The 22,382-nt window shown below is 45.8% G+C and carries 23 protein-coding genes; 9 read left to right on the forward strand and 14 right to left on the reverse strand.

All coding sequences use genetic code 11. The annotated features are described in order from the left end of the window. The first annotated feature begins 15 nt into the window (after positions 1–15). Positions 16–1,887 carry a S8 family serine peptidase gene (locus tag ACKRDP_RS05715; RefSeq protein WP_409153812.1) on the forward strand — a complete coding sequence of 624 codons (1,872 nt, stop codon included), beginning with the start codon at positions 16–18 and terminating at the stop codon, positions 1,885–1,887. Here the strand turns inward: ACKRDP_RS05715 and ACKRDP_RS05720 are convergent. Beyond that, complete coding sequence (locus tag ACKRDP_RS05720) at positions 1,831–2,871, reverse strand: S8/S53 family peptidase (protein ID WP_409153813.1); 1,041 nt, start codon at positions 2,869–2,871, stop codon at positions 1,831–1,833. The two genes, ACKRDP_RS05715 and ACKRDP_RS05720, sit on opposite strands and share 57 nt — an antisense overlap. 74 nt (positions 2,872–2,945) lie before the next feature. Here ACKRDP_RS05720 and ACKRDP_RS05725 point away from each other — a divergent pair, with 74 nt between their 5' ends. Next, positions 2,946–4,094, forward strand: coding sequence for a glycosyltransferase family 4 protein (locus ACKRDP_RS05725; protein WP_409153814.1), 1,149 nt, complete (start codon positions 2,946–2,948; stop codon positions 4,092–4,094). Positions 4,095–4,101: 7 nt separating this feature from the next. Then, positions 4,102–4,527 (forward strand): lytic transglycosylase domain-containing protein, encoded by a 426-nt coding sequence (locus tag ACKRDP_RS05730; protein WP_409153815.1) that lies wholly within the window; start codon positions 4,102–4,104, stop codon positions 4,525–4,527. On the opposite strand, the gene ACKRDP_RS05735 is transcribed toward ACKRDP_RS05730, so the two are convergent. The 4 genes from ACKRDP_RS05735 to ACKRDP_RS05750 are packed head-to-tail and all read right to left on the reverse strand — an operon-like array spanning position 4,489 to position 9,203. Continuing rightward, positions 4,489–5,061: a hypothetical protein gene (locus tag ACKRDP_RS05735; protein ID WP_409153816.1), complete on the reverse strand. Its 573-nt coding sequence runs from the start codon at positions 5,059–5,061 to the stop codon at positions 4,489–4,491. The genes ACKRDP_RS05730 and ACKRDP_RS05735 overlap by 39 nt on opposite strands. Then, on the reverse strand, positions 5,058–7,145 hold the full coding sequence (locus ACKRDP_RS05740) for a secretin N-terminal domain-containing protein (protein ID WP_409153817.1): 2,088 nt from the start codon (positions 7,143–7,145) through the stop codon (positions 5,058–5,060). The genes ACKRDP_RS05735 and ACKRDP_RS05740 overlap by 4 nt, the downstream gene beginning before the upstream one ends. Before the next feature lie 50 nt (positions 7,146–7,195). Then, positions 7,196–8,209: a 2-hydroxyacid dehydrogenase gene (locus ACKRDP_RS05745; RefSeq protein WP_409153818.1), complete on the reverse strand. Its 1,014-nt coding sequence runs from the start codon at positions 8,207–8,209 to the stop codon at positions 7,196–7,198. Beyond that, positions 8,196–9,203 (reverse strand): ATP-grasp domain-containing protein, encoded by a 1,008-nt coding sequence (locus tag ACKRDP_RS05750; RefSeq protein ID WP_409153819.1) that lies wholly within the window; start codon positions 9,201–9,203, stop codon positions 8,196–8,198. The genes ACKRDP_RS05745 and ACKRDP_RS05750 overlap by 14 nt, the downstream gene beginning before the upstream one ends. A 104-nt stretch (positions 9,204–9,307) precedes the next feature. Between ACKRDP_RS05750 and ACKRDP_RS05755 the strand changes: the two genes are divergently transcribed. The 4 genes from ACKRDP_RS05755 to ACKRDP_RS05770 are packed head-to-tail and all read left to right on the forward strand — an operon-like array spanning position 9,308 to position 11,470. After that, positions 9,308–9,847, forward strand: coding sequence for a hypothetical protein (locus ACKRDP_RS05755; protein ID WP_409153820.1), 540 nt, complete (start codon positions 9,308–9,310; stop codon positions 9,845–9,847). 14 nt (positions 9,848–9,861) lie between these two features. Beyond that, positions 9,862–10,239 (forward strand): PulJ/GspJ family protein, encoded by a 378-nt coding sequence (locus ACKRDP_RS05760; protein WP_409153821.1) that lies wholly within the window; start codon positions 9,862–9,864, stop codon positions 10,237–10,239. Continuing rightward, complete coding sequence (locus tag ACKRDP_RS05765) at positions 10,236–10,997, forward strand: hypothetical protein (protein ID WP_409153822.1); 762 nt, start codon at positions 10,236–10,238, stop codon at positions 10,995–10,997. Before ACKRDP_RS05760 ends, ACKRDP_RS05765 begins: the two co-directional genes overlap by 4 nt. After that, positions 10,994–11,470, forward strand: coding sequence for a PilW family protein (locus tag ACKRDP_RS05770; protein WP_409153823.1), 477 nt, complete (start codon positions 10,994–10,996; stop codon positions 11,468–11,470). Before ACKRDP_RS05765 ends, ACKRDP_RS05770 begins: the two co-directional genes overlap by 4 nt. A gap of 3 nt (positions 11,471–11,473) precedes the next feature. Here ACKRDP_RS05770 and ACKRDP_RS05775 read toward each other — a convergent pair whose 3' ends face one another. Next, complete coding sequence (locus ACKRDP_RS05775; RefSeq protein ID WP_409153824.1) at positions 11,474–13,222, reverse strand: YncE family protein; 1,749 nt, start codon at positions 13,220–13,222, stop codon at positions 11,474–11,476. Between the two features lie 54 nt (positions 13,223–13,276). Continuing rightward, positions 13,277–14,497, reverse strand: a complete 1,221-nt coding sequence (locus tag ACKRDP_RS05780) for a hypothetical protein (protein WP_409153825.1) — start codon at positions 14,495–14,497, stop codon at positions 13,277–13,279. A gap of 143 nt (positions 14,498–14,640) precedes the next feature. Here ACKRDP_RS05780 and ACKRDP_RS05785 point away from each other — a divergent pair, with 143 nt between their 5' ends. Continuing rightward, positions 14,641–16,119, forward strand: coding sequence for a hypothetical protein (locus ACKRDP_RS05785; protein ID WP_409153826.1), 1,479 nt, complete (start codon positions 14,641–14,643; stop codon positions 16,117–16,119). Here ACKRDP_RS05785 and ACKRDP_RS05790 read toward each other — a convergent pair. Genes ACKRDP_RS05790 through ACKRDP_RS05800 form a run of 3 tightly spaced genes read right to left on the reverse strand, consistent with a single transcriptional unit; the run spans position 16,093 to position 17,381 of the window. Further along, positions 16,093–16,476 carry a hypothetical protein gene (locus tag ACKRDP_RS05790; RefSeq protein ID WP_409153827.1) on the reverse strand — a complete coding sequence of 128 codons (384 nt, stop codon included), beginning with the start codon at positions 16,474–16,476 and terminating at the stop codon, positions 16,093–16,095. The genes ACKRDP_RS05785 and ACKRDP_RS05790 overlap by 27 nt on opposite strands. Then, positions 16,454–16,993 (reverse strand): RNA polymerase sigma factor, encoded by a 540-nt coding sequence (locus ACKRDP_RS05795; RefSeq protein ID WP_409153828.1) that lies wholly within the window; start codon positions 16,991–16,993, stop codon positions 16,454–16,456. The genes ACKRDP_RS05790 and ACKRDP_RS05795 overlap by 23 nt, the downstream gene beginning before the upstream one ends. Positions 16,994–17,048: 55 nt before the next feature. Next, positions 17,049–17,381 (reverse strand): pilus assembly FimT family protein, encoded by a 333-nt coding sequence (locus tag ACKRDP_RS05800; RefSeq protein WP_409153829.1) that lies wholly within the window; start codon positions 17,379–17,381, stop codon positions 17,049–17,051. A gap of 120 nt (positions 17,382–17,501) precedes the next feature. Between ACKRDP_RS05800 and ACKRDP_RS05805 the strand changes: the two genes are divergently transcribed. Further along, entirely contained in the window at positions 17,502–18,041 is a 540-nt protein-coding gene (locus ACKRDP_RS05805) for a hypothetical protein (RefSeq protein ID WP_409153830.1), read from the forward strand. On the opposite strand, the gene ACKRDP_RS05810 is transcribed toward ACKRDP_RS05805, so the two are convergent. Genes ACKRDP_RS05810 through ACKRDP_RS05825 form a run of 4 tightly spaced genes read right to left on the reverse strand, consistent with a single transcriptional unit; the run spans position 18,038 to position 22,378 of the window. After that, positions 18,038–19,465 (reverse strand): GspE/PulE family protein, encoded by a 1,428-nt coding sequence (locus tag ACKRDP_RS05810; RefSeq protein WP_409153831.1) that lies wholly within the window; start codon positions 19,463–19,465, stop codon positions 18,038–18,040. The genes ACKRDP_RS05805 and ACKRDP_RS05810 overlap by 4 nt on opposite strands. Next, positions 19,462–21,174 carry a choice-of-anchor D domain-containing protein gene (locus ACKRDP_RS05815; RefSeq protein WP_409153832.1) on the reverse strand — a complete coding sequence of 571 codons (1,713 nt, stop codon included), beginning with the start codon at positions 21,172–21,174 and terminating at the stop codon, positions 19,462–19,464. The genes ACKRDP_RS05810 and ACKRDP_RS05815 overlap by 4 nt, the downstream gene beginning before the upstream one ends. A 12-nt stretch (positions 21,175–21,186) precedes the next feature. Beyond that, complete coding sequence (locus ACKRDP_RS05820; protein WP_409153833.1) at positions 21,187–21,903, reverse strand: hypothetical protein; 717 nt, start codon at positions 21,901–21,903, stop codon at positions 21,187–21,189. A gap of 43 nt (positions 21,904–21,946) precedes the next feature. Continuing rightward, positions 21,947–22,378 (reverse strand): hypothetical protein, encoded by a 432-nt coding sequence (locus tag ACKRDP_RS05825; protein ID WP_409153834.1) that lies wholly within the window; start codon positions 22,376–22,378, stop codon positions 21,947–21,949. Between the last annotated feature and the right edge of the window lie 4 nt (positions 22,379–22,382).

Below are 22,382 nucleotides of genomic sequence, written 5' to 3' on the forward strand. Positions count from 1 at the left end.
AAATTTTAAACCACCATGTGGCTTTTGATTTTCTTTTTATTGAGCTTTGCTCTGGGAGGGGAGCTAAAGGTTCTCTATCACGATGGCAGGGTGGGCGTGGTTTCAGAGCAGGCTCTGAAAAGTCTCAAGTCTCAGCTTGTATACACAGAAAAGCCCAAGAGGCTATGGCTAAAGGATGAAATACTCAGGAGTTCCTCCATTGGCATATGGGTCAGGGGCTCAAAAAGCTACAGCCTTCCAGTGAGGGCAGGACAGACCATAGGCTTTTCCACCATAAACGCATCGGTGAGCTTTTCAGGTCCCTGCTCCCAGTCTGGCAATATCCTCAGCTGTTTTTCTGACGGAAGCCTTAACATAAGCGCCAGCTCCTCCGATGGCAGGCTTTTGCTCTGGAGTGAGACCCATCCTTTAAGCCTTCTGCCAGACTCTTACTGGCTTGGCACATCTGCGAGGCTCTCTGGCAGGACGGGGAGGGGTGTGCTGGCGGTAGTAGTGGACACGGGTATAGACCTGTGCCATCCCGAGTTTGAAGACAGGATAGTGCTTTTTTATGATGCAACCTCTGGGCTGGAGCTGGACCAGAACGCCATAAGACAGAGGCGTCAGTCTGGAGACTGCGACTACGACTTTGGGGGGCACGGCACTGCGGTTGCTGGAGTGCTGGCGGGCAAAAACGGCATTGCACCCGGGGCCAGCATAGTGGCGGTAAAAGTTGTTAGTTCTATAGGCGCCATTGACGACGCCACCGTAATGAGGGCACTTGAATACATAAAAAGCAAAAGACAACAGCTTGGTATGCCCATGGTGGTGAACATATCCCTTGGCAATACCCTTGGACCTGCCGACGGCACCTCACTCCTTGACCTTTTCATAGACCAGAACTCTGGTCCTGGAACCATCGTAGTAGCTGCCGCAGGAAACGAGGGACACCTGCCCTTAAGGGCGGTCATTCAGGAGGCTACTTTTGTGAGCGTTCCCGTCAGCCTTAGCCCTGGCATACCCTTTGAGGTCTGGTATGGAGGAAGTTCTTCTTATCGGGTGGAGCTCTGCGACAGCTCTGGAAGGTGTGCAGTCTCTCAGAGGGGCAGTCCTCCGACCCTTAACCTGTCCTGCGTCAACTCCATAACCCACCAGAGTTATCCTCTCAATGGAAAGGTCTATGTGGAGTTTGACCACAACTGCTCTGGAAGCTATACTCTCAAGCTCACACTCACCTCAGGTGGTCCCTCAAGAGTGGACCTCTTTGGAGGTTTTGAGGGCAACTCCTTTGGAGCCTACACGGTCTCTGACGGACAAGGTGGATACCTCTACACAGTTGCCCAGCCGGCTACCGCAAGGAGGGCTATAGCGGTGGGTGCCTTTACCTCAAAGGCTCTCAGTAGTGGCTCTCCAGCCTTCAACAGCCTTGGAATGCTTGCCTTTTTCTCTTCGAGGGGTCCCACCGTGGACGGAAGGACAAAGCCAGACATAAGCGCAGGGGGTTATGTGGTATATGTGCCGCAGGAAATGGGGGGTTATGCCTATGAGGCGGGCACCTCCTTCTCTACACCTGCAGTGGCGGGGCTTGTTGCCCTCATGCTGGAAGCAAACCCGAGCCTTATCCCAGAACAGGCGAAGGAGCTTCTCTGTCAGAACGCCCTGAGGGACTCAGCAGTGGGCAGTGTGCCTAACAACTTCTTTGGCTGTGGAAAGGCACAGGCGGTCATGAGCGTCTCCCCCGGTTCTGGAGGTCAGACACCACCCTCTGGTGGCACTCTCACAACTTCTGGCGGGGGTGGGGGTTGCAGCACTGGCTCTGCTCAGTATCTGTGGGTGTATGGCTTTGTTGCCCTACTGCTTGTCCTCAGAAGGTTCAAGGGCAAGCCTGACCGCATGGAGGGCGCTTGAGAAAGAGGTACCCACAAAGAGCCTTTCCATACCACCCACTCCCAGAGCCTTTACCCTGTAGGGCTCTCTGGGAAAGTTTTCACACAGCCCTCTTGGAAAGCAAGGGTCTCCTGCCACCTTTACAACTGCCGGATGCCTTGCGGGAAAGGGTAGAACCCTTGATGGCTCGTTGCCTACGGGCGCAACCACCCTGAAGCCAGCCCTTGATATTCCAGAAATTATCAGTCCTGCCAGCCTGTCCTCCCCATACATGCCAAAGGGCGTGTTTATCACCCTCACTCCCTCTCTGAAGCACTCCACCAGAGCCTTCGCAAAGGCAAAGGAGGTGCACCTGCCCTCAGAGCAGACCCTGTGGAGGTAAACACCCGCTCCCCCTGAACCTATGAGGTAGGCGCTGGCAGTGCCGTGGTCTTCTGGAGCGTATGGACTTCTCAGATGGTTTTCAACCCTCAGTAAAAATCCACCCACTGCCTTCTGGTCTGCGCCCGTATCCAGAAGGCATACGCCAGCCTTCAGCCCGCCCTCTCTTCCCTCACCAGACCTTACTTGGGCTGTGGCTTCGCCAAAGAGCTCGTATATAAAGTTTGGCTGAACAAAGAGCACACTATCCTTCAGGCTCTCCTCCAGCTCCCTCTGGCTCTTCTCCCACCGCACAAGGGAGAAGTTTATATCTTCAAAAATTCCCCTTTCTATCACCTCAAGCCCCTCCAGAAGCCCTCTGTGAACCACTATAAACTCAAAGGGAACAAAGGCTGGCATTTTCTGGTCTTTCCCACCCTTACCTTCAGCGGGCTTTGCAGGCACAGCCTTTGAGAAGATAAGGCTCAGAATCAGACCGCCCACCACTGAACCCACTACCAAACCTAGCCCCGCACCACCACCGCTGGAGGATTGTGGTGTCTGGATAGGTTGTGGCGTTTGCTCCCTTGGTTGACCTGGTATGGGAACTACAATTGTCTGAGAGAGTGCCAGGTTTATGCTCATGAAGAAGGCTAATAGCCGTATCATGCACAAATTATAACTTGAACTGCGTTAAAATATTCAGAGCGTGAAACTCCATGACCGTCTCAGAACTTGGGAACAGGAATATTCTAATCAATGCACTTTTTATACATAAAAAACCCACTGGTCTTGGAATTTACACAGATGAAGTGGTTAAATCCCTTCTTAATCTGAACAGGGAACTGGCATTTCTGCTACCAGAATCACATTCTCGTAATTACCAAGGAAATTTCTCTGCAAGGTTCTTCGGGGTGTCTGACATTGTGATGCCGGGAAGAAGTTTATTGAACAGCATTGCGAGAATAGCCTGGTTACAGTTAAGACTTCCTTTCATTCTGAAAAAAAACAGCGTGGGAGTTTTCTATTCAACAGTTCCAGAGGGTATGATATACACATTAAGTGGCGTAAGGCAGATTATAACAATTCATGACTTTCTTCCTCTAATATTCTGGGGTGAATATCCAAGAATGAGATATTATTTCAAGTACGTGTTACCACTCGTAATAAAGAGCTCATCGTGTATAGTCTGCGTTTCTGAAAGCACAAGAAAGGACTTGTATAAATATTTTCCATCAAACTCTCAAAGGGTGGAGACCATTTATCCGGGTGTGGATACAGATACCTTCAAAAGGCTGTCCTACGAAGAGGTGTATCAGGAGAAGCTTGTCTATGGGGATTATGTTCTCTTTGTGAGTGCGGTCAGAAGATACAAAAACCTTCATAGACTGGTGAGGGCTTTTGGAAAACTTAACCATGGTCATGTAAAGCTTTTGGTTGTGGGAGAAAGGTCCGGCGAATACTATGAAGAAGTCTACAGGGAAGTGAGGCAGATGGGGCTTGAGAAGAGGGTATACTTTCTGGATTACGTAGACAGGCAAAAGCTTGTCAAGCTATATAATGGAGCAATAGCACTCATATTCCCCTCTCTGTATGAAGGTTTTGGTCTTCCGCTCCTTGAAGCCATGGCCTGTGGCTGTCCAGTGGTTGCTTCAGACAGGGCTTCCATACCTGAAGTATGTGGTGATGCGGCTGTTTATTTTGACCCAGAAGATGTGGAAGATATGGCCACAAAGATATCAACAGTAATCAGGAACGAGAGCTTGAGGCTCAGTATGAGTATGAAAGGACTGGAAAGAGCAAGATTCTTTACGTGGAAGAATACTGCCAGAAAGACGATGGACTTGCTTGATTCCATGTTAGAATAAAAGTATCATGGATCTGTCTCTCTGCTTCCAGCAGGCATCTGAAGTTTATGACATTCCCAAGAAGTTGATGGTGGTCATAGCTTATGTGGAGAGTGGTCTGAACCCGAAGGCATATAACAGAAACAAAAATGGAACTTACGACATAGGAATAATGCAGGTTAACTCATCCAATATCCCCTTGCTAATGAGAAAAGGCATTATAGGAGGAGAACAGGACCTGTGGCATCCCTGTAAAAACATAATGGCAGGTGGATACATCTTGCGAGAGTGTATTCTAAAAAACGGAGTAAGCTGGAAGGCTGTAGACTGTTACAACAAGGGGAAAAATGCCAGAGAGACCAGCAAGTATGTCTGGAAAGTATACAGGACCCTCGAAATGGTAAACCTTTACGCTTCAGGGAGAAACTCTGAGGTTACAGGAAACGAGTTTTAGATTTACCAGTAGGGTTACGGGGTTATTTGGGTCTTCAACCTTTATCTCAAGTGATTCTACAAGAACGTTGCCTGACTTTTCCATCTTTTCAAGAAAAAGCAAAAAAGGTTTTATATCCACTATCCTTCCACTTATATTCATAGTGAAAATATCCACATCGCCATAAGTTTCTGTTGCAGGTTCCTGTAAGTTTAGATTCATGTTTTGAGTTTCCGAAGATACCATCTGGAAAAACTTTGATTTTGCCTCTTCCGAATTTTTTTCCCTAAAACATATCCTCGTAGCTTCTTCAGTTCTTTCCCGTAGTGCCTTCAACTCCTCCTTTAACCTTGGGATTTCTTCTACACGTTCTCTGTATCTCCTGAGAAGTTCCTTTTTTTCTTTGTGCTCTTCTTTGAGCTTGTTTATGTGCTCCATGTATGGTCTGTAGCCAAGGGCTATTATAAGAAAGATTATGATTAATGGACCAGGCAAGATAAGCGCCTGTCTCCTGTATTTTGCAAGTCTCCTCAGATTTTCTCCGATTGGCTTCATTCTTCTCTTATAAGCTCTCTCAGTTTTCTGGTCTTTTCAAGAAATTCTCCCTTGTAGGTTGTATTTTCCGCAGGTGTGTTTATCACATTTGCCTTTATTAACACTATTAGCTCCGTGTTGGATGTGCTTTCCTTTTGATTTCTGAAAAGAATGCCCAGTCCCGGTATATCAGATAGAAGAGGGACACCGCTCGTGTCCTTTGTTGTCCTGCTCTGTATTATTCCCCCGAGCAGGGCCACCTGATTACCATCGGTTATAAGTGTAGTGGAAGAAGACCTCTTGGTAATTATGGGAGACTGAAGCTGAGGAGTTATGGTGTTGGAAACTGCATCGCTTACCTCCTGATATATCCTGAGTGTCACCCTGTTATCAGTGCTTATGGTGGGGACCACCCTGAGGATTATGCCGGTGTTTCTGTATTGAACCTGATTCTGAACGCTTGGAAGACCTCCTGTGCTTACAGCCAGCTGTTGACTGAGGATAGGCACTTCTGCACCAACCTGTATGGTGGCTTCTTCGTTGTCCCTGACTATAATATGCGGTGCTGAAAGCACCCTTACAGAAGTTTTTGTTGATAGAAAATTAAGTATTGCCCTTAAATCTCCAGCGTTGTTAAAAATGGCTACATTCAAACCCTGCAGGTTCTGGGCATTTGGAATGAGCCCAAAGGATGTGGATATGTTGAACATCTTGCTGTCTATAAAGCCTTTTATAAGACCTTCAAAGCCAAGCTGAAGGGAATCACCTAGAGATACCTCAGCCACAACCATCTCAATGAGCACCTGCCTGGGGACCCTGTCAAGCTCCGAAAGAAGGGCCTTGATAACCTGATGTTGTAGAGGCGTAGCCCTTACTATAAGTGAGTTGCTCTTTGGGTCTGCTATTATGTTGCCAAAGGTTGTCAGCTTTTCCTCTTTTCTCTCTTCCCTTATGGTTGTAGGTTCAGCGGGTCGTTGAAGCTGCTGAGCGGGTTGCTGAGCTGGCTGCTGTTCCTGAGCCTGTCTCTGAGGTGTTCTTGCTCTTGTCTCGGCAGGAGTTTCCACTCTTTCTGGCTGTGCCTGCTGTTGAGTTCTTTGCTCACTCGCAACTTTCTCTGTAGTTGTTGTTATGGTGAGGGTTTCCTGAAGAAGAGCCAGACTGGATATTATCTCAGCAACTGTCTTTGCCTCCACAAAGTTGAGCCTGTATATGGCAACCTCCTGTCTTTCTCTCTTTGAGTATTCTTCTATTATCCTGACCCAACCCTTTATCTCCTCAAAGAGGTTCTTGTCGGAGGACACTACCACAAGAAGTCCCTCCCTCCTCAGGGCCTCCACCACCTGTGGTGTGTCCGCCTTTCCAAGGAGCCTAAGTATCTTCTCAAGGCTTTCCTTAACCTGCTCCGGCGGAAGGGCTGTTCTTATGAAAGCTATATTCGTGGAGCTATAGAGAGAGCTGTCCACGCCCTGAATAAGACCTCTTATTCTTGCTATCCTGGCCCCTTCATCTATGACTACAATCGCCTGTCCGCTTACAAAGGACTTACCTATAGGAGAAAGAAGCCCCTTTATGGCTTCGTTGAGTGTCTGTGGGGCTATGTAGGTAGGTCTGTAGACCAGAAAGCCGAGCCCCTGAGCTGTAGTAGCCTTCTGAGGAACCACCCTAAGAACTCTGTCTTCTTTTAACACCCCATAGCCAGCCATCTCTAAAAGGCTCTTTACATACTCATAGGCTTCTTCTTTTGATATCTTGTCTGCATGAATGGTAACCCTTTGAGTAAGCTCTGCAGGTGCCACGTAGGAAAGCCCAAGTATCTTGTAGAAGACCTCATTCAGAAGCTCCTGAAGGCTTATGTCCTCAAAGTGGAGGGAGATTTTTCCACCCTTCTGGATTTCTTTTTCTTCAGCAGCCTCTCTCGCAGGCTTTTCATAAACCACTGGATTGACCTTTTCCTCTCTCTCTGACTTTAATTCGCTGATGGATGTTTGAGGCACTTCCTCCTGTTTCTGGATTTTTTCAGTTTTTATGGTGTAATGCTCCTGAACTACCTGACCGCATGAAAAGACCATTATGGCTACTGTGCAAAAAATGGCTATACTTTTCATGTTTCTCCATAAGAATTATAACACAAAAAGGCCTCTTGAACACTTCTATTTCATTGACATGGATAGAGACATTCTCCAGTTTTTCTGTAATGCAATAAGGTTCTCAATGTGTACTCCACATCCCTTTTTATGCTTTCTTCAGAGTTGTATGCATTATGCGGTGTTATTATCACGTTGGGGAATTTTGCTATATCATTGATTATCTGAATTTTGGAGGGGCTATCGCTTGACTTCCCTCTTATAAAATAACTCTCGCCCTCAAAACAATCCAGAGCACAGCCTGCTATTATGCCATTTCTTAGTCCTTCATAGATAGCCTCAAGTTCTATGAGCCCTCCTCTTGCAGTGTTAACTATGTATACACCAGGTTTTACAATTCTCAGAGAACCTCTGTTGAAGATATAGCGGGTTTTTTCAGACAGGGACAGGTGAAAGGTCAATACATCCGCTGACCTGTATAGCTCTTCAAGGTCAACATACCTTATTCCGAGCCCTTCAAGCTCCTCTTTCCTTCTGAAACTCCAGTAGAAGACCTTAGCACCAAGGCATTTTAAAAGCTTTGCTACTGTTGTGCCCACCAGGCCAGTGCCCACAACCCCCACAATCTTACCATGGAGGTCTGCGCCAGTTTCCCTTTCAAACCTTCCCTTCTGCACTTTCAGTATAGTACTTTTCAGCTTTCTCAACAGTGAAAAAATAAGAGATATGGTGTATTCAGCGGTTGATATGGTGCTGTAACCTCTTATGGAGCATACCTTTATACCCTTATTATTACAATATTCTAAATTTATGTGTTCACAGCCGGTTGATCTCGTAACTATGAGCTGAAGACGCTTAAAGTTGTCAATAATATACTTATCAATGGTTGTGTTTACAGAAGAGAAAACTATGACGTCTATAGCATCCTTCCATTCAAGATTTATAATCTCTCGGTTATCAAGAGACAGTTTGGTGCCATACACGTAAAATCCTTCTGTCTCAAGGTTTTTTAATATCTCTAAATCTTCCCCGTAAATATTTAGCCATAAGACATTTAGACCGCCCTTCTGCTCATCCTTCGGCATTTTTGAATATCAGTTCTCTAACGGCTTTCTTTATAGATGTGACAAAGGGTGCCTGGTAAGAGTATTTTGGATCCGTTCCCGAATATGCCTGGTATTTAAAACAGGGTGAAGCTTCAAACAAAACTATACTACCGTCCTGTAAAATGCCAAAATCTACGATAAATACGTCTAATTTTATTCTCTTGTAAATTTCTACAAGAGGTTTATACTCCTTTCCATCAAAACACTCTAACCATTTCCTTTCCTCATGCCTATACTTTTCGTACTTATCCATAACTCTTTCTCTATCCCTGCCGTGAATATTCCAATAATCAGAGACTATCATTGTCCTCGGGTATAGTTTGCCATCAATAATGAATACTCTATATTTCCTGTATAGACCGTCCTTGGACTTATAGTCTACAAACTTTACGAGGTAATATTCCTCTCCTCTGAAAGGATACCTCTCAAGCAAACTTACATCTTTGTAACTCTTCACAAGGACCGCTTCGTGATATGTGTGTACCCCAACCTCCCTGAAAATAAATGGATACATTGCCTCTTTATCCGCAATCTCCTTTATGAATTTTAAGGAATCTGGTTTTATTCTCAAAACTTTAGGAACTATTAAACCATCAATACCCTTAAGAATTTCGTAGACTGTGTCCCGTGACAGTTTCATAACATACTGAGGATGATTTATTATAGGTTTATTAACATTATTTTTCAAAAGTTCTATAGCAGACTTTAAAGCGTTCTTACATATGTCCGGCTCACATATAGCGTTAAAAATTACATTAAACGGTCTAAAATCTACATATATATTCTCAATATCTAGATCGGTATTTACTAAAAATGGTAGAACAAGAGGGGTTATTTCGAGTCCTTCAATATCTATCCTGTCTACTGCCTCGGAAACACCGTCAAAATCAAATTCCAATCTGCCAGGTTTGTAGTAGGACACAGTCAGCTTCCTGTCATCTCTTATACACATGATTTTTAAAACTTTTATCATGAACTATTAATTGTATCATACTCGTATAATCGATGAACTAAGTCTTGTATGATATAAATCATGCACCTCTTCCTATGCTAAGTTCTATAATCGTATAATGTGCCATGGAAAGAGTATATTACCTTACCGATAGGTTCATGGGCTGGTTAGCGGGTAGAGATAGAGTTCTGTATGAGAAGCTAATTAAACAGGCTGAAGTTGCAAAGGCTGAAAGGTATGGTGATTCCCTAAGCTTTGAAAGAGGAATTGCTCTAAGGTTTAGGAATGAAGATGATAGCCAGACATTTGGAGCCATACTGCAAGAAGCAACCCTTCTGTGGGTTAATCAGGAAAACAACTTTGGCTTTCCAGAAATACCTAAGAAAGCCACTTCAGGAGAATATATTTTCCTTTCTGATAATTTTTTAAGATGGTTACAGTTAAACAAACCGGAGGTAATCAAAGAGATTGAATCGCATATAGAGGACATGGGCATAGATAAGGTAAATTTTGGAATAAAAAGTTCTCCTCTGGACACTGGCTACTATCTTTTATTTTCCAAAAATGAAGATAGAGAATTAATCGGAGCTATACTGCACAGAGCTGTATTAGACGCACTTACATACATAAAAGAAACACGTAACACAATTAATTTTAACGTTTAAAAAGTTGAACGAATATGCGAGGCTATACTTTAATTGAAATCTTAGTCGCCTTTTCTATAGCCATTATTGCTATACCCGTTATTTATCAAACCCTTTCAACCCTCAGTTCAAGACTCTACTATCTTGATAAAATTTCCCGTGAGATAGATTATCTTCAGAGATACAACAACTCAGTAGTAGGAGAATTGACAAACCAGAGTAGCATTATCAGAAGCTTCTACTTTGAACTTGAAAGCATAAAGGGGGAATGTGAAGAAAAAGGCTCAGAAGAGAGATATATATCATGTCCATACAAGGACTTTTCGCCCCTTAATCCTTATCTCGATACACCAGTTGACGGTGTAAGAGTCATAGTTTTTAGCAGTGGTTTTTATTTCTTAATACCAAAATGAAGCACAAAAAAAGTGGGTTTGTCACGATTTATGTCTTATGGATGATGAGTGCAATGTTTGTTATTCTATTCGTTGCATCTGCTTCAGTTCAGAACATTTATCTTGGAGAGAGTAGAGACAGGGATAAATTGGCTTTCACTTTTGAATCACAGGCAGTTGCACGCATTGCACTCTGGAAATTGTTGAACAGCTATCCACCTACCTACGCAGGAATACTCACTCTACCATATGAGATGGAGCTAAAGGTAATGAATAGAGTTTACAATGTTAGAATTGAAGCAGAGGATTCGAAAGTGCCGGTAAATCGTCTTAATCTCAATGAACTTATGAACCTCACAGATATTTTTCTTGGTGATAGGAATAAAGGTAGGCTAATTTTCACTTATTTGCAGCTGAACGGACGCATGAATTCAGTCAATGAGCTATACAACATAATAGGAAGCAATGGATTTGGTAAGCTCAAAGACCATGTAACTGCATACTCACCACGATTAAATCTCAATTATGCAGATGAAAAATCCATAAGAGTTATCGGATTGGGGAGAGGTGACATAGAAGCTATAATTTCTCGAAGAAAAGATGGTGTGGTAAACATAATGGATATAACCAATACATTTAATGAGACAATTCTCTTAAAATATGCAACGTCAACACCTAGACCTGCATATTACAGAATAAAAGTCAGGATGGCAAAGCCCTTTTATTCCGAGGCTGAATATATTCTTTCTCCAGACATGCAGATTCTTGATAGACTATGAAGGCACAGAAAAAATACGGATTTACCCTCATTGAACTTCTCGTCTCTGTGCTCATAGCCATGTTCCTGTTAACCATGCTTTATGCAACCTTTGGGAGTCTAACGAGTTTTCAGAGCAGGTGGCTATCCTTAAGGAGAACATACGAAGTGAATGGTTTTTTTACAAAAATACAGGAGCAGATGCTTTTCTGTAGAAACTTCAGATTAGTGGAAAACAGAAGTGGCAAAACTCTTGAATACTACACCACGGCGGGTTACACTTCGCCGTATGTAAAGGTAAAAGTAGTTATAAGTTCAGAAGGTATTGTGTACGAGGAAATAAATCCTGTCAATATGCAGACCCTTTATGAGAAAAGGCTTGATATGAGGGTAGAGAGGATAGAGGCTAATAAAAACTATATAGAGATATACGTGAAAGGGCAAAAATTCATTCTGATAGTAAGGGAGGCAAGTAGCCCTCCCTTCCTGTTCTGAAAATTACCACCTTATGAAGAAATCTCCCACAGGGGCTTCCACTGCATAGTACCAGGAGCCATTTATGTAAAGCCATATGTGGGTAAACTTGTATTTCCTCTCACCTGCCTGTTGTATAGGTTTACCCATTATTTGCTCAGGTAGCTGGACCGTCATCTCACCCTTAGCTACTGCTAACGGTGTATTTTCTATGAGTTTAACACTATCGTATTTGAATTCCTTAACCTTTAGATTTAACTGTCTATTCATCTCCTTCTGCCTTTCTAAGGATACAAAAGTTTTGTATCTTGGGTCAAAGTACTTATATATGCACTCTACGTCGTCCTTTATCTGACACCTTGAAAAGTTTTCAGTAGCTTCCTTTAATGTCTTTTCCATGTCTCTAGATCTGGGTAAGCTGTGGTTTTTGCTTATTTTACTCCCAAGAACGTCCACTACCTTCATATTCCATCTGTTTTTGTCTCTGTCAAAGTTCTGGAAGAATATTCTGTAGAGGTCTTCCTTTATATGGACTATTTTGGGAACGCCCAAATTTTCTGAAGGTTTATTGATTAATCCGTTTTTATAAACCTTTCCATCCTTTGTTATATACGCTACCATGAGACTGGGGAATATGTATCTGTTGTCGGAGTAAACCAAAAAAGTCGCCCCATCAGTTGAGTAAACAGACTGGACCTGTTGAGTGAAAAAGTATTCGGGAACATCATCTGTGAGGGGCACACCTTTTCCTTTCTCACTCAGGAATATGTTGGCTCTGGAGCTCACTGGAAAGCCTTCCAGCTTTATGGGTTCCGTCTGGCTTCTGTGGAAAAGAGATCCGTAGCCATCTTTGAAGGCAAATGGATAGTAATTTGTTCCGTAATAGTACTTCTTTACCTCTTCTGGACTGTAGGAGGCGAGCTTTCGCAGTTTGTCGGGTCCTTCAATTTTAAATACCTCTATGTTACCTCCCACAGCCGGGTCATACCAGCCTGTAACAATATAGGAATTTTTAGGAAAGCTGTATAGATGATATATTGTCCTGTTATCACGTTCCAAGAGTGTCCTGTCTTCCCTTCTGTCTACAAGATAGGATTTGATAAAATCCTTACCACCAGACATGGCATAGATGATGTAAAAACCAGCCCCCTCCGCATAAGCTGGCATGAACTTTTCGTATAGTGTTTGCCCTTGGAAATGTATAAACTCTTCCTTTTCAGGGACTTTTTCCCCGTAGTTTTCAAGAACCAGGTAGGCGATGGAGTATCCCACGAGATGTTCATCATACCAGGCAAGAAGCAGTCTCCCTTTTCCATCTGTTGCCATGTGGGCGGGGCTGAGAGCCTGCTTTGTGGTAGAGAAGTATCTGGTCAGTATCTTTCCATCCTTGAGGTCGTATCTTGTAAACACAACCTGCTTATCGTTGGCTTCCTTTATCCAGTAAGACACATACAGATACTTCCCATCGTAAAGGTAGGAGAGCCTGCCATAGATTGCTCTTGGATGCTCTTTTACCACATCCTCGTTTATTACCACGTCCCTGCCATCCACCCAGAGGTGTATCCTGCCGGTAGGGTCGTAATAGAGAAAGGCAATTCTGTCTTCTGAATTCATTTCTCTAATGGGTTCATACTGGGAATCATCAAACCTTATGGGGATTTCTATGGTCCTTATCTCTTTCTCCGACTTGATAAAAGACTGAGCCTTTCTTTCACAGGAAAGGAAGCCGAGACCAATCAAAACCACAGAGAAAAATAAAAACAACCGTGACATCTTTTCTCCTTCACCTTTTGTTGAAGAGGCGGGCAGAGCCCGCCACGGGATAGATTATCTGATATAGATGAGCTGATGGAGAGGTGTTATGGCAAAGCCGTAGGCGGGGTTTACTTCCACTTTTAAGGCTATGATGCCGTCTCCAAGCTCAGCAGCCCTGTTTTCTCGGGGCAGGGTGTTGCACGCTGCAGGAGTGCCGGCAGGATCTTGACAGTATGCCACTGGCCTGAGGTTAAACCATGCACCATGTCTCCTTATGACGGGGTCAAGTGGAACAAGACCGGGTGTTCCCTCTTCGGAGGCAGCCCTTATCTCTGCTGCACACCTGAAGTCTATGGTTCTCACAGCAGACAGCCTCTGCTCGTCACGCAGGTAGTAACCCTGTATTGGGTTGCCGGGTATGAAGTCGTTGTTTCTTCCCTCTGTTATTGCGGTGAGCCTTATGGCAGCGGCGTAGTTTACACTGCTGAAGTTGACCGTGGAGCCGGGCTGATTGTTATTACTACCGGGATTAAAGCTGTTTCGATTGACGGCTATGGCGTAGACGAATGTGTCGGCAACGTCAGTAGGAAGGAAAGCAAAGTATCCAACGTTAGGAGCGGAATCGATGTTGGCATATCTGTGATCCACAGGTTCCGTAGTGCCAACAGTTGCCGCTATCGTGTTGTGGTTACCTCCTCCTGCTTCCCAGAGCTCTCTCACATCGCCAAAGCCTCTATGGTGCATCTCTATTGCCCTTTGGGAGTAGAGGAATCTGGATGTGAGATTAAAGACGATCGCCTCTGCGGCGAGGGTCTGGCAGTTGGCATTGGTGCCTTCAGTAGTATCATCGCAGTCTTCCACTGTTATGGGCTGTGTAGAAGCCACGTTTTCAAGGACTGCAAAGCCCTGCATGGGTATGCCAGGGTCGTATCCACCGCCCACAGTTCCTATGAGACCGCCCTCAAATATGGGTGGCTTTGGAACGGGGGATACGGTGGCATCCACTATGAAGGTGGTGAGGTCGTTTGTGGAGGATGGAACAAGCAGGTTCCTCTCAGAGCAGGCAGTCATGGCTGGTGCCAGGCTGGACTTGAACTGATAGGTTATGTGGACGCCGGGTGCACCCAGGACGTTAGGAAGACTGGGTGTAGTTGTTATGTAGGACAGAACGGTTACCCACCCACCTCCAGACTTAATGGCGGGTATCATCACCGCAGATGCCTTTGCCTGCTGGCTGGCACCAAAGAGTGCCATTGCTGTCAGAGCTGAGGCTGCGATAGCCTTCTTCTTCATGGTTCTACCCTCCTTAAAGGTTTTAGTTGCTTACAAGTATAGCAAAAAATTTTTTGCTTGTCAAGGGTTTTTTGTTTTCCCCTGACATTTCACTCAGTGGGTGTATAGGTTTTAACCAGTGGTTCACGGGTTAAAATTTTTTCATGGTATTTGCATGGTTTCTCCTGTTCTTTGTTTTTGTTCTATCCTGTGGAGGGGGTGGTGAGCCTGTCAGCCTTCAGCTCAGGCTCTCTTCTTCCTCTGAGCCCTATTACACGGGCGTATGGGTCAGGGTTTCAGGAAGGGACTTTGAGCCTGTTTTCTTGCAGAGGTCAGGAGTTTTCTACCCCGGGGACAGGGTGGTCTTTGAGCTTCAGCTCCCACCGGGCAGGGAAAGGCACATAGAGGCGGTCATACTTGACCCCAGTGGAAGGCCTGCCTTCTATGGGAGAAGGACCCTTGACCTCTTGGGTGGCGTGGTGGTTATGGATATGCAGGAGAGCTTTCTCAGGGTAAGACTGGAGGAGAGGTTTCTGGATAGTGCGGTGCCTGTGGATGGAAGGATACTTTACCTTTTTTCTGAAGACTTTTATAGCCTGAATTACTCCACAGTTTCAGAGCCCTTCTGGGTTGGCTCCTATTTAGCCTTTCAGGACTCTTCTGGCTGGCGTTTTAACTACCTGCCTGCTCCCGGGGAGTATGCCTTTGCATACTCAGGGCTTTACGAGATTCCCTTTTCTCTTCCTGAGGGAGAAAGCAGGCTGGAGCTTTATGGCTCCTATGTGGGGGAGCTGGGCAAGGAGGACAAAATCATAAAAATTAGCTCAGAGCGTCTGCTCTCTGGGGGCATACCTCTTCTGGCAGGTGTGGGCAGAAGGCTTTACCTTTATGCGGATGGCTCTTTCAAGCCCGCCTGTGAGCTGTTTGAATGCATATCTCTGAACCTTTCCATCTCAGCACCGGAGCTGGAGAACTACGGACTTTTTGTAAGACCATACGGGCTTGATATCCCCGTGCAGGAAGGGGAGAGGTTTGTTTTGTTCAGAGGCATTCCCTACTGGCTCAGGCTGGAGGGAAGTGTGAAAACTCCCTGCAGGATGGACTACAGGCTGTGGGTAAATCTTGGGGAGAACTTCTCTGGTGAGGCAAAGGTGGAGGTCAGAACGAAGAGGGTAAGGCTTGAGGGCGTCCACCCCAGCGCCCAGATAAGGGTCTATTCGGAAAACCTTCAGATGGAGGGGCGTTGCGAGAGCTCCGCAAGGGAGGGTCTTGAGGTTCCCTATGCGATGGAAGAAGACCTGTGGGTAGAAGCCAGATATCCAGACGGGCTTGTGGTAGGGGTCCTGCTCAGGGCGGGTCAGGAGGCTGTCAATCTGCCAGAAATTGACCTGAAGGTCAGTCTTGAACTTCGGAAGGATATTTTGACTTTTAGCTTTGAAAGGGTGGGTTTTGCTGGCTGGTGCTCCCTTGAGCTCTGGGAAGGAGAAAAGAGGGTCCATATTGACCGCATACCGCCATGGAGAAGTTACATAAAACTCAAAAACACGGGCTACTTCCAGAGAGAGCCAGAATACAGGCTAAGATGCCAGTGGCAAGGTGGCTATGTGGAGAGGAGTTCAGTCAAGGGCTCTGAGGTTTTTTGACTTGCTGAGAAACTCCCTTACCCTACTCTCCTCGCCCTTTAGGATGAACACGTCCCCTTCGTATGGACCTTCAATAGTGAGCTGATGGCTTCTGAGCTCATCCGAGAGTTTTTTGATGCCTACGTCCTCAACAATTTTTACTGGAATACCGGCGGAGAAGGTCTGATATTCTGTGTTTTTCAGTGGCTGATAAAAATATAATCCCAAAAGCACCAGCATGAGAAAAGCCTCAAGGACCGCAACCTTGAGGAGCCTTTTTCTTTTTTCCCTTTCCAGCCTGAGGGCGACCTTGAAGTCCATGGCTTCCGGTGGCTTCAAAGAGCCGTAGTATTCTTCAAAGGCTTTCCTTATGCTCATTTTTAAGCTCCTCCATAGCCTTCAGCAGCTTTTTCTTTGCGTTAAAGACCCTAGTCTTAACCGTGTTGACGGGCACGCCCAGCACTCTTGCTATTTCCTCGTAGGGCATGTCCTCGTAGTAGGCAAGATGGAGGACCTCCCTGTGTATGGCCGGTAGTCTGTCAAGAGCCTTTGCTATCAGTTCCACCTCCATGGGTTCTATTTCTTCTTCTACCACCGCATCCTCTTCTCTTATCTCAAGCATAAATGGGTGCCTCCTGTTTTTCCTTAGCATATTCCTTATCACGTTCCTGCAGATTCCAAAGAGCCATGTGCTTACCCTTGAGTCACCTCTGAAGTTCCTGGCTGACCTCCATATCTGATAGAAGGTCTCAGCCACAGCCTCTTCTGCGTCCTCGTAGTTCTGGAGTATTCCGTAGGCGTAGGAAAAGAGCCTTGAGTTATACATGAGTATGAGGGTCTTCAGTGCCTGCTGGTCGCCTCTTGCAATTCGGGCTATCAACTCCTCCTCTCTCATGAGAGAGATTTTACTACCTTCTACTGAGTTTGTGTATGAAGAATAGCGTCTGGTTTTATAGGTCAAATACCGTATAATACTTTCTCTCTCCCCTCTTCTCAAACCAGCAGTATCTCAGTTCTCCGCTGGGGTATGCGTAGCACTGCCCCCTGTAAGGAAGGTCAATGGTCTCACCTTCTGAGTTTTTTATCTTGCTTCCGTCCCCCGCTATCTCCACTACTTTCCCCTTTTTCATAGACTGGTTTAAGCTCCTCATTAAAAAAGCCCTCAGGACATCTTCTTCCCCAAAGAAGGTCCTGTTTATGGCAGGAATGACAAGCGTCAGCGTTAGGGCGGATATGGCAAGGACGATTATCAACTCCAGAAGGCTGAAGCCGTTTGCTTTCATGTATGAATAATTATAGCCTTACCAACTCAATAGAAGGTTTTTAAATCATGTTTGTATGCTTGACAAAGTTATAATGTTTGATTATATTTATAAGCATGATAAACTAAGGGAGGTTGAAGAATGAACACAGTCAACACATCCTACACTTTCTTTGTGAGCGACGACATGAGGGCGTGGCTTCAGACCAACTTTTCTGAGGTTTACTATCAGGCTCTTAACCTTGCCAGATATGCCAGAGCAGAAAGATACGGAGAGGACAATCCACTTCCCGACGGCACAGCCCTGACCTTTACAGACCCGGTAAAGGCCTTTCAGTTTCAACAGCTTCTCGAGAGGGCTAATATGGTCTATCTTCAGTCCCTTTCTAAAAATCCTCCCAAAGTGCCGGCCCCTCCTGCCAGCAGCGCCGGCTACTTCTACATAACCGACGACCTTAGGTTCTGGGCAAAGGAAAACCTCCCAGATCTCTACAGACAGGCTGAGGAGCTTGTGAAGCAGGACAGAGCAAGCGTTCAGAGATATGGGGATGGCATGCCCACCTCCAAGGGGCTTCTGATATCCTTCAACGACCCTCAGGGAGCAAGTCAGTTTGAGGAGCTGGTAAAGAGAGCTCTTCTTTCCATGAACTGGGGAAATAACCTCATGTCTCTTTCTGCCTAATCCTTGTAGACTCTCAGGACTTCTTCTACAGAGGTGATTCCCTCTTTTGCCTTCTTCAGACCATCAACGAGGAGGGGGGTCATACCCTCCTTTATTGCCTGTTCTCTTATACGGACTGCGTCCGCCCTCTTTACTATAAGCTCCCTTATGCTGTCAGAGACCTCAAGCACTTCGCCTATTACAGTCCTACCCGAGTAGCCTGTGCGGTTGCACTCCTCACAGCCCATACCTCTGTAAAGTCTATCGGGAAGCTCAAGGCCATTCCTCTCAAAGAGTGCCAGCTCTGCAGAATTGGGTCTGTGCTCTTCCTTACAGAAGGGGCATATTTTTCTCACCAGCCTCTGGGAAAGGACGCCTATGACGGAAGAGGCTATTAAAAATTCTTCTATTTCCATATCCATGAGCCTTGCAAAGGCACCGGCAGCGTCGTTGGTGTGCAGGGTTGCCAGCACCAGGTGCCCCGTCAGAGATGCCTGTATGCCTATCTCTGCAGTTTCTCTGTCTCTTATCTCCCCTATCATTATAATGTCCGGGTCCTGACGCAGAATGCTTCTGAGGGCTGTGGCAAAGGTTAGACCTACCTTTGGGTTTACCTGCACCTGCACCAGACCCCTCAGGTTGTATTCTACAGGGTCTTCCACCGTGATTATCTTTCTGTCTCCTGTGTTTATCTCCTTTATGCTGGCATACAAAGTAGTAGTCTTGCCAGAGCCAGTGGGTCCTGTCACCAACACCATACCATAGGGCTTTCTTATGAACCTTCTTATCTTTTTAGTGTCTTCTACAGAAAAACCAAGGTTGTCAAGATTAAGAGACACCTCACCCCTTGTGAGTATCCTCATCACCACCCCCTCACCATGAACGGAGGGGAGGGTTGAAACCCTTATGTCATAGTCCTGCCCTGCGTAAGAAAAGGAAAACTTCCCATCCTGAGGAAGCCTCTTTTCTGCTATGTTCAGTTTTGCCATTATCTTTATGCGTGAAACTATGGGTGGTGCAGCGTATTTTGGAAGCTTTCTTATGGTATGAAGCACCCCATCAATCCTGTAGCGAACCTCCACATCTTCTGAAAACTGTTCTATATGAACATCGGTTGCCTTCTTCCTTATGGCCTCTACAAGGGTGTCGTTAACGAACTTTACTATGGGAGCTTCCGAGGCTATATTCTCAAGTTTTTTTTCGTCCAGAAAGTCGGACTCTATTATATCCCTCTCTGCCTCAAGGGTCAGCACAGGGTCTTTGAGGAGCTCCTCTATCCTTTCAGGTGTTGTTATCTCATACTCAACCCTTTTACCATAGACTCTTTCCAGAATTTCTATGAGGTATGGGTCCTCTTCAGCAAGGGCAATTCTGATATAATCCTCGCCCTCCTCAAGGAGGGCAACTCTGTTGCTGCGGAGAAAGTTGTATGATAGACCTCTCATCTCTTTCTGAACCTTCTGAGAAGTGCAAGGGCAGGCAGTATTGAAAGCCATGCCATGCTACTGCCGCCTGTAGAACAACCACCTCCGCCACCCGACCCTATGGAGGGAGCTGGCTGAGACATTGGAGGAGGTGGAACATCCATCCTTGCTGACATGGGAACGGTTACCACCTGAGCCTGCGTGTCTATTATAACAGCACCATTCATGTTGCCTGTTGATGTGAGAGGCGGGCTGAATTCCACCACTGCACTGCAGACCTCACCGGGTCTTAGACGGTAGGCACGGCTGGAGGTTGGTATAGGTAGAGGCGTAAGAGTTGGAAAGCTGGGATCACGCAATAAATTTTCATATGGTGGAACACACGGTCCACCGCCTGGTGCTGTCACATAACCAGTATTACACGTGCAGCTTATGGACTTCAGCACCAGCCCACTGCCTGCGACTGAGAGGTTAAACTCAAGGTCTGAACCGCTGGTGTTTCTGATAATGAGTGTCTGGGCATAGGTGTTGAGCCTTTTTACAGCTCCAAAATCTATGTATGTGGGGCTCACGTATATGTAGTTTCCTGTAAGAGAACCAGCCACGCCTACGAAAGACCTCCGGACAGGCTCTGCTCCTATTATGGGTATTATAATACTACCGGGAAAGACGCCGGGCGTCTGTGGAGCAAAACCAATTATGGCAGTGCAGTCAACGGTCGTATTTTCCCTGCAGGTGTCGGGGCATGAGTAGTTTATCAGCCTGAAGTATGTTCCCACAACCGAGGGAGTTCCTATTTGAATAGTTCCATTCTGGGGGTTAGGTGGAACAGTAGCGGGGTCATCTGGACAAGTAAAGGTTACCCTGACCGCCTCTTGAGCTTGCCCACCCACTGGAGCGTATATATACTGCCCCAGCTGAGACCTTCCGCTAAGATAAATCGTTGCATTGGAAGGTCCACCTCCTGGACCACTGTTAAGGTCTCTTAACCTCAAATAACCGTAGTAGAGTTCTTTTTCTGGACCGCCTATACCTCCCTGTGGAGAGAAAGAGACGCTTATCTGGCAGAAGTTTTTAGAGCAGTCAGCGTTATCCGTGGCATACTGAAGCACTGCATCGTTGCAGGTGGTTGCAGTTATTCCAAAAGAGGCGTAGTCTGGACTGTCCTGTGAAAGAATTACTGCAGGGGAGGAAAACCTGAGGGGGTCACCGCTGGCATTGCATATGCGAAGGGTCATGTTTCTCTGCTCGTAGTAGGCTGTTGATGGAAACTCAAAGGCAAAGCCTGTCTGATATGGGTTTGTATCTATTCTGACGACCCTCAGCGCGGTCCCACTTCCTATCAATTGCTGCACATAGGTTTTCTGGGTGTTGCAGACTGTTCCGTCTCCATCATCGTCGTAAACTATGGCGATATTTCCCGAATAGTTCTGCTTGAACCTTGGAGTAAACCTGACGGTAAACCTGCAGTCCTGTCCATAGTTGAGGCTTGTGCTGTTGCAGGAGTTGGATATGATATCAAAGTCCGGGTAGCCGGAGCTTACATTAACAGAACATATCCTCAACACTGCATCACCCACATTGGTTATGGCAAACTCCGCCTGACTGGTGGAATCTATGGTCACAGTTCTGAAATCGTAGGGGCTTGAAGGGAAAACCCTTATTTGTGGAGCGGAAAAAACCGCAGAGCTCAGAATTGACGTTGTCAGAATAATGCCTTTCACTTTCATATCAACCCCTCCTTACTGACATGGTGTATCTGTAAAGGAACCATAAGGACTACCCTTAGGGAAATCTGCAAATTGCACTGTAAAGGGCACCCTGACAACTTTCTCTTTTCCACTGTAAAGCTCCCTTCCGTAGAATTCTATCACACCGTTGTACAGGCAGTTGTCCAGTACAGTGGTGCAGTAGTTGACCAGAGTGTTAGATTTCCATGAAGAGGGGACAACCGTGATTTCCTGAATTGACTCTCCTTTCTTGATCTCTATCCTGACCTCATCACCGTTTGCGTATTGTCTTTCAAATCTGCCTTCCGGAGATTCCGGATGAACGCTAAAACCCACGAGTCCCTCATAACCACCTGCCATTAACTGTCTGCAGTCCGGATATCTCTCGCAGTTGTTTGTGGGGGAGGCGGAAAGAAATGATACTTTATAGCGGGTAAAGGCTACAGGCGAGGGATTTTGAGTTACTGGGTTGCCCAGAGCATCTTTTATGGTCTCCGCTTTAAACTTTATAAGGACTGTGTCAGTCTGAAAGTTGTATACATCTCTCCCATTACTGCATGTGAGAAAGAAAATATCGCTCTGTAAAGCAGAGCCCGTTCTGGTCTCAAAACCCAAAACATAAACTAAAGTGCTTCCATAGACCCCGCCTATGCTTGAACCGCCACCTCCTCCTCCACATCCCGCCAGTGCCATTACTATGAGTCCAACTGGAAGCAAGAGCCTATTCATATTCCCCTCCTTGCATTGTTATAGTTATTATAATCATAAACCATTATTTCCCCTCCTGCAAGAGTTCCATGAGTTTTTTCGGTGGTTGTCTTATGGGCTCGTCACCTCTTCCTGCTGGAGCTTCCGCAGGTTTGGCGACACCTTGACCTTTCTCCCAGCTAATTTTAATCCTCTTTACGCCTTCCTCATCCCTAGCAAGGATAAAACCCCTCTGCACCCCCAGTATTTTCATACCCATGAACTCATCACCTCTTCTTAACCTCTTTACCTTGCCCTCCTCTCTCACCAATACGTAAAGCTCATTTTCTGAACTCACGTATCCCAGTATTTGCACCTTATCAATCTGAGGTTTATCGCCTTTTATCTGTGTAGGAGGATACCTTCTCTGTGGAGAAAAGGGATAGTTTTCAAGTATGGCCTGAACAGATGCAAAGCCATGAAAACTAATCAGTAGGCAGGCAATGAAAGCCCTCATACAA

The sequence above is a fragment of the Pampinifervens navoyensis genome (assembly GCF_046159715.1).
GTDB lineage: Bacteria > Aquificota > Aquificia > Aquificales > Aquificaceae > Pampinifervens.